General features: G+C 76.1%; 11 protein-coding genes. 8 read left to right on the top strand and 3 right to left on the bottom strand.

From position 1 onward, the window contains the following. Positions 1-217, bottom strand: a 217-nt coding sequence (locus AB0E96_RS32450; protein WP_359829367.1) for a hypothetical protein, incomplete at its 3' end; no start/stop codon positions are given. Here AB0E96_RS32450 and AB0E96_RS32455 point away from each other — a divergent pair. Next, positions 216-1253 carry an HAD-IIA family hydrolase gene (locus tag AB0E96_RS32455; RefSeq protein ID WP_359829368.1) on the top strand — a complete coding sequence of 346 codons (1038 nt, stop codon included), beginning with the start codon at positions 216-218 and terminating at the stop codon, positions 1251-1253. The genes AB0E96_RS32450 and AB0E96_RS32455 overlap by 2 nt on opposite strands. Before the next feature lie 122 nt (positions 1254-1375). On the opposite strand, the gene AB0E96_RS32460 is transcribed toward AB0E96_RS32455, so the two are convergent. Continuing rightward, positions 1376-1723 carry an SCP2 sterol-binding domain-containing protein gene (locus AB0E96_RS32460; RefSeq protein ID WP_359829369.1) on the bottom strand — a complete coding sequence of 116 codons (348 nt, stop codon included), beginning with the start codon at positions 1721-1723 and terminating at the stop codon, positions 1376-1378. Between the two features lie 176 nt (positions 1724-1899). Between AB0E96_RS32460 and AB0E96_RS32465 the strand changes: the two genes are divergently transcribed. The 4 genes from AB0E96_RS32465 to AB0E96_RS32480 all read left to right on the top strand — a co-directional run bounded on the left by AB0E96_RS32465 (position 1900) and on the right by AB0E96_RS32480 (position 4808). Next, positions 1900-2703, top strand: coding sequence for a hypothetical protein (locus tag AB0E96_RS32465; RefSeq protein ID WP_359829370.1), 804 nt, complete (start codon positions 1900-1902; stop codon positions 2701-2703). Then, on the top strand, positions 2687-2965 hold the full coding sequence (locus tag AB0E96_RS32470; protein ID WP_359829371.1) for a hypothetical protein: 279 nt from the start codon (positions 2687-2689) through the stop codon (positions 2963-2965). Before AB0E96_RS32465 ends, AB0E96_RS32470 begins: the two co-directional genes overlap by 17 nt. 36 nt (positions 2966-3001) lie before the next feature. Next, positions 3002-3808, top strand: coding sequence for a TlyA family RNA methyltransferase (locus tag AB0E96_RS32475; protein WP_359829372.1), 807 nt, complete (start codon positions 3002-3004; stop codon positions 3806-3808). A gap of 94 nt (positions 3809-3902) precedes the next feature. Then, entirely contained in the window at positions 3903-4808 is a 906-nt protein-coding gene (locus AB0E96_RS32480; RefSeq protein WP_359829373.1) for an NAD kinase, read from the top strand. A 101-nt stretch (positions 4809-4909) separates the two neighbouring features. Here the strand turns inward: AB0E96_RS32480 and AB0E96_RS32485 are convergent, their stop codons facing one another. Continuing rightward, positions 4910-6409: a PLP-dependent aminotransferase family protein gene (locus AB0E96_RS32485; protein ID WP_359829374.1), complete on the bottom strand. Its 1500-nt coding sequence runs from the start codon at positions 6407-6409 to the stop codon at positions 4910-4912. Between the two features lie 131 nt (positions 6410-6540). On the opposite strand from AB0E96_RS32485, the gene AB0E96_RS32490 reads away from it, so the two are divergent. The 3 genes from AB0E96_RS32490 to AB0E96_RS32500 form a co-directional block, all read left to right on the top strand. Next, positions 6541-7275, top strand: a complete 735-nt coding sequence (locus tag AB0E96_RS32490; protein WP_359829375.1) for a hypothetical protein — start codon at positions 6541-6543, stop codon at positions 7273-7275. A gap of 88 nt (positions 7276-7363) precedes the next feature. Next, positions 7364-9097: a DNA repair protein RecN gene (gene recN / locus AB0E96_RS32495; RefSeq protein ID WP_359829377.1), complete on the top strand. Its 1734-nt coding sequence runs from the start codon at positions 7364-7366 to the stop codon at positions 9095-9097. Positions 9098-9305: 208 nt separating this feature from the next. After that, on the top strand, positions 9306-10391 hold a 1086-nt coding region (locus tag AB0E96_RS32500), incomplete at its 3' end, for a glycosyltransferase family 4 protein (RefSeq protein WP_359829376.1).

The raw sequence follows: 10391 nt of genomic DNA on the forward strand, positions 1-10391 counted from the left end.
GGAAGACGTCGTTGCCGTCGGCGTCCTGGCCCAGGGCGTCCTTGGTGATGTCGACGTTCATGTTGCCGGCGAGGGCGTAGGCGACCAGAGGACCGCCGCACCGGACCGCCGGGCCGGACAGCGGGCCGGACCGCCGGAGCGCACGAGGGCGTGCGCCCCGGACGACGCAGTGAACGACGACGCAGTGACGACGCAGTGAATGAGGTAGCGCAGCCATGACCGAGACGGCCACCCCCGTGCGACGGACCGCCCCCGGCGGCAGCGAGCGGCCGCTGACCGACGCGTACGACACCGCGCTGCTGGACCTGGACGGCGTGGTCTACGCGGGCGCCCACGCGATCGAGCACGCGGTGGAGGCGCTGGACGCCGCCCGGACGGCCGGGATGCGGCTCGCGTACGTGACCAACAACGCCTCCCGCCCGCCGCGGGTGGTGGCCGAGCACCTGACCGAGCTGGGCGTGCCCGCCGAGCCGGCCGACGTGATCAACTCGGCCCAGGCCGCCGCGCGGCTGGTCGCCGAGAAGGTGCCCGCCGGCTCGAAGGTGCTGGTCGTGGGCGGCCCCGGCCTGGAGGAGGCGCTGGCCGAGCTGGGGCTGGTCGCGGTCCGCTCGCTGGCCGACGGGCCGCTCGCGGTGGTCCAGGGCTTCGACCCCTCGGTGGGGTGGGCGGACCTCGCGGAGGCCTCGTACGCCGTGCAGAGCGGCCTGCCGTGGGTGGCGTCCAACCTGGACCTGACGGTGCCGAGGGCCCGCGGCATCGCGCCCGGGAACGGCACCCTGGTGGCGGCGGTGCGGGCGGCGACCGGGGTGGAGCCGGAGGTCGCGGGCAAGCCGCTGCCGCCGATGCACCGGGAGACCGTACTGCGCACCGGCGCGGAGCGGCCGCTGGTGGTCGGGGACCGCCTGGACACCGACATCGAGGGCGCCTTCAACGGCGGGGTGGACAGCCTGCTGGTGTTCACCGGCGTGACCACCCCGGAGCTGCTGCTGGCGGCCCCGGTCGAGCACCGGCCCACCTACCTGGCGGCGGACCTGCGCGGACTGCTCGTCCCGCACCCGGCGGTGGCGGCGGTGGCCGGCGGCTTCGGCTGCGGCGGCTGGGTCGCGGGCGTCGAGGGCGGCGTGCTGCGGCTGTCCGGGGCCGGGGACCGCTGGGACGGGCTGCGGGCGCTGTGCGCGGCGGCGTGGACGGTGCTGGACGCGGGCGGTGCGCCGGTGGACGGCCGCAAGGCGCTGGCCGACCTGGGGTTCTGAGCGAGCGGGTGCCTTGACCCGGGTTCAGACGGACCCGGGTCGAGGCACCCGGGTTCAGACCGGTGCCGGGTCGAGGCACTCCGGTGCAGACCGGCGCCGGGGCCGGGTTCGGAGCGCCGGGTTCAGAGCAGGGTGCGCAGCCGCAGCAGGTCGCGGAAGCCCGCCTCCAGCCTGACCCGGCCGCTCGCCCACGCGGAGGCGAAGCCGAGCCGCCCGTCGACCATCGCGACCAGGTCGTCGCTGCTCATGGTGAGCCGGATCTCCGCCTTCCCGGCCGGCGGGCCGGGGGCGGCCACCACGTCCTGGATCCGGCCGTCGCGCAGCCGCCCGTTGAAGGTCAGGTCGAGGTCGGTGATCCGGCAGCTGAGCGAGCGGTCGAGGGCCGCGGCCTTGCGGACGTCGCCGGTGGACTTCGCCATGTTCCGGCTGAGCTGCTCCAGTGCCTCCCGGCACTCCTCGGCGTTCGCCACGGCGCGGCCACCTCCCCGTGTCGCTACGGTGCTGACGCGGGCCACGGTACCTCAGGAGGGTTTTGGCGGTAGCGTCGTCGGTGGGGTGCCCGAACGGCGCCCGGGTACTGACGGCGCGGAGCGACGCGCACAGGCGATTGGGAGGCACCCGGATGCTGCCGAAGACGGTTCGGGGAGTGGTGGAGACCGCTGCCGGGGTGGTCGAGGAGGTCGGCAAGCTGGTCGTCGGGACGGCGACCTCGATCCTGGAGAAGGCCGGTGTCGACGTCGCCGGGGTCGAGCGCCGGCTGGGCGGCCAGTTCCCGCCGTCGGTGGAGACCCTGCAGACCCTCGCCGGGGAGGCGGTCACCGCCGGGCGCGCCGGGGTGGACCTGGCGGTCGGCGTGGCGCGCAACGAGGCGGAGAAGGTCTTCGAGAAGGTCGGCGACCAGGTGACCAAGGTCGGCGTGGTGCTGGCGTACCTGGAGACCAAGCTGCGCGAGGTCGAGGAGGAGGCCCCGCCGGCCGGGTCCGGGCCGGGGGCGGACGAGGCCGAGGAGCCGGTGCCGGCGCCGCGGGCCGCGGACCTGTTCGGGCGCGGCTGGGAGTTCGAGGAGGAGCGGTCGGAGGCCCCGGCGTCCGGTGAACCGATAGTCGCCGAGCGGGTGGAGGTGGACGAGCCGGTCGAGGTGGACCCGCCCGTACCGCCGCTGTCCGCGGCGACCCCGGTGACCCCGGTTCCGTCGGAGGAGCCGGCCGCGGAGAAGAGCGCCGCGAGGAAGCGCACGGCGAAGAAGGCCGCGGCCGGGAAGCCGGCGGCGAAGACGAAGAAGACGGCGGCCAAGCAGGCCGCGGCGAAGAAGACGACGACCGTCAAGAAGACCTCCACCGCCAAGCAGGCCGAGGCCCAGCCCGGGACGCCCGCCAAGCGCGCGGCGACCAGGAAGACCACCGTCCGCAAGGCCACCAGCACGAAGAAGCCCGATGCCCGAGACGAGTGAACCGCCCGCGTCCGCCCGGCAGGCCGACCCCGTCCGCCCGGCGGAGTCCGTCCGCCCGGTCGGGACCGACCACCTGCCCGCGTCCGTCCGGCAGGCCGAGCCGCTCGGCGTCGACCTGGCCCCCACCGGCCACCCCGGGGTGGATGCCGGACTGGCCCGGCTGGAGGCCCTGGACGGGGTCCCGGCGGAGGCACACGTCGCGGTGTACGAAGATGTTCACCAGCGGCTGGTCGACGCACTGGCCGCGCTCGACCAGGAATGACCCGCAGGATCCGTAGGAGCTGAAGCACCAGTGGCAGTGGCACGACGTCGACTCGACGCGGAATTGGTCCGCCGCAAGCTGGCCCGGTCGCGCGAGCACGCGTCCGAGCTGATCGCGGCCGGGCGGGTGACCGTCGGCGGCACCACCGCGACCAAGCCGGCCACCCAGGTGGAGACCTCGGCGGCGGTCGTGGTGGCGAAGGACGAGAACGACCCCGACTACGTCTCGCGCGGCGGCCACAAGCTCGCCGGCGCGTTCGCGGCCTTCGTCCCGCAGGGCCTGGTGGTCGAGGGCCGCCGGGCGCTGGACGCGGGCGCCTCCACCGGTGGCTTCACCGACGTGCTGCTGCGGGCCGGGGCCGCGCACGTGCTGGCGGTGGACGTCGGCTACGGGCAGCTCGCCTGGTCGCTGCAGAGCGACGACCGGGTCACCGTGATGGACCGCACCAACGTGCGCGAGCTGACCGTGGACCTGATCGGCGGCACCCCGGTGGACCTGGTGGTGGGCGACCTGTCGTTCATCTCGCTGGGCCTGGTGCTCCCGGCCCTCGCCTCCTGCGCGGCCGCGGACGCGGACCTGGTGCTGATGGTCAAGCCCCAGTTCGAGATCGGCAAGGAGCGGCTGGGCAGCGGCGGGGTTGTGCGCAGCCCGCAGCTGCGCGCCGAGATGGTGCGTCAGGTCGCGGGGCAGGCGTGGGAGCTCGGGCTGGGCGTGCGGGCCGTCACTGCGAGCCCCCTGCCGGGGCCGTCCGGCAACGTCGAGTACTTCCTCTGGCTGCGCCGGGACGCTCCGCGGCTGGACCCCGCGGACGCGGACCGGGCCGTGGCGGAGGGGCCCCGGTAGGGTGCCTTGCGAGCGTCCGGCCCGCCGTGTTCGGATGGCGCGGCCGCACCGGGGCCAAGGGCGACCCGGTAGGCGTTAGGGAGAGGGCAGCGGCATGAGCGATGAAGAACGTACGGTCTTCCTGATCGCGCACACCGGCCGGGAGACGGCGCTGCGCAGCGTCGAGGCCCTGGTGCAGGGGCTGCTGAAGTCGGGGCTCCGGATCAGACTGCTGGAAGCCGAGGCGGTGGACCTGGACCTGCCCGAGGGCGTCGAGAAGGTGGCCGAGGGCCCCGGTGCGGCGGACGGCTGCGAGCTGATCCTGGTGGCCGGCGGGGACGGGACGCTGCTGCGCGGGGCGGAGCTGGCGCGCTCCCACGGGCTGCCGATGCTCGGGATCAACCTGGGCCGGGTGGGTTTCCTCGCCGAGGCAGAGCGGGACGACCTGGCCGTGGTGGTCGAGCGGGTGGTGGACGCCGACTACGAGGTCGAGGAGCGGATGACGATCGACGTCATCGTCCGCACCAACGGCGACGTGGTGCACGAGGACTGGGCGCTGAACGAGGCCTCGATCGAGAAGGCGGCCCGGGAGCGGATGCTGGAGGTGGTGACCGAGGTGGACGGCCGCCCGGTCTCCAACTTCGGCTGCGACGGCGTGGTGTGCGCGACACCGACCGGGTCCACCGCGTACGCGTTCTCCGGCGGCGGGCCGGTGGTGTGGCCGGAGGTGGAGGCGCTGCTGATGGTGCCGATCTCCGCGCACGCGCTGTTCGCCCGCCCGCTGGTGACCTCGCCGGAGTCGGTGCTGGCGGTCGAGGTGCAGCCCAAGACCCCGCACGGCGTGCTCTGGTGCGACGGGCGCCGTTCGGTCGAACTGCCCGCCGGGGCGCGGGTGGAGGTCCGCCGGGGCCGGACCCCGGTGCGGCTGGCCAGACTGCACCGGGCGCCGTTCACCGACCGGCTGGTGGCCAAGTTCGCGCTGCCGGTGACGGGTTGGCGTGGCCGGGCCGACCACCACTAGCGGCGGTACGGCCCGGCAGCGACCGCACTCCCGTGCCGAAGCCGGTGCGCGCCAAGGGTTCTGACTCTCCGTGAGGTGGCGCACCGGCCCCGGCGGGCCCGTCAGACCGCCAGCGGCTGGGCCTCGTCGGCCGGTTCGAGCCGGCCGCCGGCCGCCGCTCGGGCGGCCAGGGCGGCGAGGCGCTCGACGGCCTCGGGGACGGTCGTGGCGGCCACGGTGACCGGGATGCGGATGTGGTGCTCGAAGGCGCCGTCCGAGCCGAAGCGGTTGCCGGAGGCGATCCGGACCCCGGCGAGCTCCCCGGCCCGGGCCAGCGCGGCGCCGGACAGGCCGTCGGTGGAGACCCAGAGCGATAGCCCGCCCGGCGGCATGGTGAAGCTCCACCCCGGTAGCCGCTCGGGCAGGGCGGCGGCGAAGGCCCGCGCGGTCGCCCGCAGCCGGGCCAGCTGGTGCTCCCGCACCTCGGGCAGCGGCTCGCCCAGCAGCTCGGCGACGATCAGCTGGTCCAGCACCGGGGTGCCGACGTCGCTGTAGACCCGCTCGGTGGCCAGTCGGCGCACCAACGCGGGCGCGGCCCGGACCCAGCCGATCCGCAGACCGCCCCAGAACAGCTTGCCCGCCGAGCCGACGGTGACCACCTGGGCGGAGCGGTCCAGTGCCGCCGTCGGGCGGGGCAGCGGGGTGCCGGGCGGCAGGCCCCAGCCGAGCTCGGCGGTGGTCTCGTCGGCCAGCACGATGCTCCCGGCGGCCCGGGCGGCGGCCAGCAGCCGGCGGCGCTGCTCCTCGTCGATCAGCGCGCCGGTCGGGTTGTGGAAGTCCGGTATCACGTACGCGACCCTGGGCCCGGCGCCGCGCAGCACCCGCTGCCACTCGTCGAGGTCCCAGGCGGGTTGCGGCGTCCAGGTGTACGGCACCGGGACGAGGCGCGCGCCGGTCAGCCGCAGCGCCTGGAGGGTGTGCGCGTAGCTGGGCGCCTCGACGGCGACCCGGTCGCCGCGGCCGATCAGCACCCGCTGGAGCAGGTGCAGCCCGCCCATGGCGCCGGTGGTGATCAGGATCTGGTCGGGGGTGGTGGGCAGCCCGCGCTCGGTGAAGCGGCGGGCGACGGCCTCGCGCAGCACCGGGACGCCGGTGGGGTAGTGGCCGTGCCCGGCGGCGTAGTACGGCAGCTGTTCGACGGCCCGGGCGGCGGCCCGGCCGACCCAGGGCTGCGGGGCGGGCGGGGCGGCCACGCCGAGGTCCAGGATGCGGCCCTGCTCGTCCGGCGGGACGGGGTGCAGGGCCTCGCCGGGCGGCGGGGCCCCCTCGGGCAGGGCGGTCCAGCTGCCCGAGCCTCGCCGGCTGCGCAGGTAGCCGTCGCCGCGCAGGGTCTCGTACGCGGTGGCGACGGTGGTCCGGCTCAGGGCCAGGGCGGTGGCCAGCTCGCGTTCGGCGGGCAGCCGGGCGCCGACCGGCAGCCGGCCCTCGGTGACCAGCAGCCGGATCTGTCCGGCCAGGGTGCGGTAGGCGGGGCGGCGGGCGGAGGCCGGTTCGGGGAGCCGGGCGGTGGCGAGCAGCCGGGCCAGGGCGGGCGGGGTGACGGTGGTGTGCCAGTCGGCCATCGCGATCAGTCCACTTGCTCGGTATTGGCCCTGGAGTGGGCCGTATTGGCCTGGACATCATGGCAGGGCGGCCGCACCGTCCGCCACCGCCGGGCCTCTCCGGGGGTGCAGCACCACCCGCAGGAGCAGCAGTGGCCACCACGACCACACCGGCAGCAGCCACCACCACGACCACCACGACCACCGCGACCACCACGACCACCGCGCCGGCACCGGGCACCGGGCACCGGACCCTCGCCGAGCGGGTGCTCGGCGACACCCGCGCCCTGGGCCGCCGGATCCCGCAGCTGTTCGTCGGCCTCGCCCTGTACGGCGCGAGCGCGGCCCTGATGCTCCGGTCCGGCCTCGGCCTCGACCCCTGGGACGTCCTGCACCAGGGCCTGCAGCGCACCGTCGGGCTCTCGGTCGGCGCCTGGGTGACGATCTGCGGCGCCCTCGTCCTGCTGCTGTGGATCCCGATGCGCCAGCGCCCGGGCCTGGGCACCGCCGCCAACGTCCTGGTGATCGGCACGGCCATGGACCTCACCCTGCGGATCGTCGGCACCCCCGGCGCCCTGCCCGCCCGGATCGCCCTGGCGGCCGCGGCGATCGCCCTCAACGGCCTGGCCACCGGCCTCTACATCGGCGCCCGGCTCGGCCCCGGCCCGCGCGACGGCCTGATGACCGGCCTGCACCGGCGCACCGGCCGCTCGCTGCGGCTGATCCGCACCGGCATCGAGGTGACGGTCCTCACCGTCGGGCTGCTGCTCGGCGGCACCGTCGGGGTCGGCACCGTGGCGTACGCCCTGGCCATCGGCCCGATGGTGCAGCTCTTCCTGCCCTGGTGCACCGTGCCGGTACCCGCCGGGGACCCCCGGAAGGGATGAACTTCCGGGCACGGAGTTGCCGCGCGCCGTTGTCGCTCGTCGCGCGCCGGGGGCGGAACCTCGTAAGGTCGTCTCCGTGTTGGACGAGATGCGGATACGGGATCTTGGGGTCATCGACGACGCGGTGGTCGAACTCGCCCCCGGCTTCACCGCCGTGACCGGGGAGACCGGCGCCGGCAAGACCATGGTCGTCACCAGCCTGGGCCTGCTGCTCGGCGGACGCGCCGACCCGGGCCTGGTGCGCAACGGCACCGGACGCGCCGTCGTGGAGGGCCGGCTGGAACTGCCCGCCGACTCCCCGGTCGCGGCCCGCGCGATCGAGGCCGGGGCCGAACTGGACGACGGCGCGCTGCTGATCAGCCGGACCGTCTCCGCCGAGGGCCGCTCCCGGGCGCACGTGGGCGGCCGGTCCGTGCCGGTCGGCCTCCTCGCCGAACTCGGCGAGGACCTGATCGCCGTGCACGGCCAGACCGACCAGCAGCGCCTGCTGCGCCCGGCCCGCCAGCGCGGCGCGCTGGACCGGTACGCGGGCGCCGCGGTGGCCGAGCCGCTGGCCCGCTACCGGGAGACCTACCGTGCCCTGCGCGAGGTCTCCGCGACCCTGGAGGAGCTGACCACCCGGGCCCGCGAGCGCGCCCAGGAGGCCGACCTGCTGCGCTTCGGCCTGGACGAGATCGCCGCCGCCGAACCGGTGGCCGGCGAGGACACGGAGCTGGCCGCCGAGGCCGAGCGACTCGGCCACGCCGACGCGCTGTCCTCCGCCGCGACCCTCGCCCACGCCGCCCTGGCCGGCGACCCGGTCGACCCGGAGGCGCTGGACGCGGGCACCCTGCTCGCCCAGTCCCGCCGGGCCCTGGACGCCGTGCGCCACCACGACGAGCGGCTGGCCGCCCTGGCCGACCGCCTCAACGAGGTCGGCTACCTGCTCGCCGACGTGGCCGGCGACCTGGCCGGCTACGCGGACGACCTGGACGCCGACCCGGTGCGCCTAGCCTCCGTCGAGGACCGCCGGGCCGTCCTGGCCCAGCTGCTGCGCAAGTACGGCGGCGAGGAGAACTCGCTCGCCGAGGTGATCGCCTGGGCCGAGTCCGGAGCCGCGCGGCTCGCCGAGCTGGACGGCGACGACGACCGGATCGACGAACTCGGCGCCCGGGAGACCGAGCTGCGGGCCGAGCTGGCCGAGCTGGCCGCCGAGGTGTCGCGGGCCCGGCACGCCGCGGCCGGGCGGTTCGCCGAGGCGGTCTCCGCCGAACTCGCCGAACTGGCCATGCCGCACGCCCGGGTGACCTTCGCGATCAGCAGGGTCGACGACCTGGCCGGGATCGAGCTCGACGGGCGCACCGTCGCGTACGGCCCGCACGGCGTGGACGAGGTCGAGGTGCTGCTCGCCCCGCACCCGGGCGCCCAGCCGCGCCCGATCGCCAAGGGCGCCTCGGGCGGTGAGCTGTCGCGCGTGATGCTCGCCGTCGAGGTGGTCTTCGCGGGCGCCGACCCCGTCCCCACCTACCTGTTCGACGAGGTGGACGCGGGCGTCGGCGGCAAGGCCGCGGTCGAGATCGGCCGCCGGCTGGCCAAGCTGGCCGAGTCCGCCCAGGTCGTGGTGGTGACCCACCTCCCGCAGGTCGCCGCGTTCGCGGACCGGCACCTGGTGGTGGAGAAGACCCACGACGGAACCGTGACCCGCAGCGGTGTCAAGGTGCTGAACGACGAGGAGCGGGTGCGCGAACTCTCCCGGATGCTGGCCGGTCTGGAGGACTCGGAGCTGGGCCGCGCCCACGCCGAGGAACTGCTGGCCGCGGCCCGGGCACCGCGCCGCCGATAGGGTCCGTCCTCGAACTCGCCCCGCGGACGCGAGTTCGACGACGGGCCCCGAAGGGGGCGTCGGACGTCGGCGACGCGCCCCCGGTGGCGCCGACTGTCCAAGAGGGCCGCCGACCTGGCATGGTGGCGGCTGGACACTGGCTTCCCAGCCCCGAGCGCCGCCCGGCGGGCAATCCTCGCGAAGCGGCGCGCGAACCTGATCGAGTCGGATGCGAGACGACGTGGACCATTCCGCCGCCCGGGCCACCGCGGCCGTCCCCGAGCCGGGGCAGCTGCACGTGGTACTCGTCCTGGCCGCCAGCACCGGCGGCATCGGTGCGCACGTGCGCTCCCTGGCCCAGGGCCTGGTCGCGCACGGAGTGAACGTCACGGTCTGCGCGCCGGCCGGCACGGACGCGCTGTTCGGCTTCTCCCGCACCGGTGCCAGGTTCCACACCGTCGACATCACCCCCACCGCGGGCGCCCGCAGCGACGCCACCGCGATCGGCGAGCTGCGCCGGGCCTTCACCGGCGCCGACGTGGTGCACGCCCACGGGCTGCGCGCCGGGCTGCTGTCGGACCTGGCGCTGCGCACCGCCGGCCGCTTCCCGGGCCTGCGGCCCGAGACCCCGCTGGTGGTCACCTCGCACCACGCCCTGCTGGCCACCGGCATGGAGCGCCGGCTGCAGCGGCTGATGGAGCGTCGGGTGGCGCGCGCCGCCGACCTGGTCCTCGGCGCCTCCTCCGACCTCGTCGCCCGGGCCCGCGAACTGGGCGCCAGCGACGCCCGGTTGGGCCCGGTGGCCGCGCCGCCGATGCCTGAGGGCCTGCTCGGCCGCACCGAGGCGCGCGCCGCGCTGCTCGGCGGCGGCCCGGACCGTCCGCTGGTGCTGGCGGTCGGCCGGCTCGTCCCGCAGAAGGCCTTCGGGCTGCTGCTGGACGCCACCCGGGAACTGTCCGTCCTGGACCCGGAGCCGCTGGTGCTGCTCGCCGGGGACGGCCCGGAGGCGGGCGCGCTGCGCGAGCGGACGGCCGCGGAGAAGCTGCCGGTGCGGCTGCTCGGCTACCGCACCGACGTGCCCGACCTGCTGGCCGCCGCGGACGTGGTGGTGGTCTCCAGCCGCTGGGAGGCCCGCTCGCTGGTGGTGCAGGAGGCGATGCGGGCCGGCGTGCCGGTGGTCGCCACCGCCGTCGGCGGCATCCCCGAACTGGTCGGTGACGCCGCCGTGCTGGTGCCCCCGGGCGACCCGGAGGTGCTCGGCCGCGCGGTGCGGGCCGTGCTGTCCGACCCGGCCCGCCGCGAGCGCCTGGTGGCG

The sequence above is a fragment of the Kitasatospora sp. NPDC036755 genome (genome assembly GCF_040636595.1).
GTDB lineage: Bacteria > Actinomycetota > Actinomycetes > Streptomycetales > Streptomycetaceae > Kitasatospora.

Excerpts from the sequence above, each read along its gene's own strand:
- AB0E96_RS32455 (WP_359829368.1), top strand. The coding sequence starts at position 216 with ATGACCGAGACGGCCACCCCCGTGCGACGGACCGCCCCCGGCGGCAGC.
- AB0E96_RS32470 (WP_359829371.1), top strand. The coding sequence starts at position 2,687 with ATGCCCGAGACGAGTGAACCGCCCGCGTCCGCCCGGCAGGCCGACCCC.
- AB0E96_RS32480 (WP_359829373.1), top strand. The coding sequence starts at position 3,903 with ATGAGCGATGAAGAACGTACGGTCTTCCTGATCGCGCACACCGGCCGG.
- AB0E96_RS32485 (WP_359829374.1), bottom strand. The coding sequence starts at position 6,409 with ATGGCCGACTGGCACACCACCGTCACCCCGCCCGCCCTGGCCCGGCTG.
- recN (WP_359829377.1), top strand. The coding sequence starts at position 7,364 with ATGCGGATACGGGATCTTGGGGTCATCGACGACGCGGTGGTCGAACTC.